A 478-nucleotide genomic window follows, 5' to 3' on the forward strand; every position below is an offset into this window, starting at 1 on the left:
TCGAGATGAGTCTTCCCTGGACACTAGATGTCCCTGAAGGGCCGTTGAAGACGACGACGTAGATAGGCTGGGTGTGTAAGCGTAGCGATACGTTGAGCTAACCAGTACTAATGACCCGAGAGGCTTAACCTTACAACACCGAAGGTGTTTTGGTTGATGAGACTCAAGAGACAATATTTTAGCTTGTTCGAAGATTGGTTCTGGTGGTTGTGGAAATGACAAAGAAATAAGGTCATGAGAAGCAACGGCTGGAATGAAACAGAATTTGCCTGGCGGCGATAGCGCGGTGGTCCCACCTGACCCCATGCCGAACTCAGAAGTGAAACGCCGTAGCGCCGATGGTAGTGTGGGGCTTCCCCATGTGAGAGTAGGGAACTGCCAGGCATCAAATAAAACAAGAAGCTCAGTCGGAAGACTGGGCTTTTTGTTTTACGTGTTGTTTGTCGGTGAGTGCTATCTGGAGTAGGACAAATCCGCC

2 rRNA genes are annotated in these 478 nt (G+C 49.6%); both read left to right on the top strand.

Annotated elements, in window-relative coordinates:
- Nucleotides 1–132: ribosomal RNA gene (locus tag OI69_RS18645) — 23S ribosomal RNA — on the top strand; the annotation flags it as partial.
- A 136-nt stretch (nucleotides 133–268) separates the two neighbouring features.
- A 5S ribosomal RNA gene (rrf, locus tag OI69_RS18650) occupies nucleotides 269–384 on the top strand.
- Nucleotides 385–478 lie beyond the last annotated feature (94 nt).

This window comes from Pectobacterium fontis, assembly GCF_000803215.1.
In the GTDB taxonomy this organism is placed as follows: Bacteria; Pseudomonadota; Gammaproteobacteria; order Enterobacterales; family Enterobacteriaceae; genus Pectobacterium; species Pectobacterium fontis.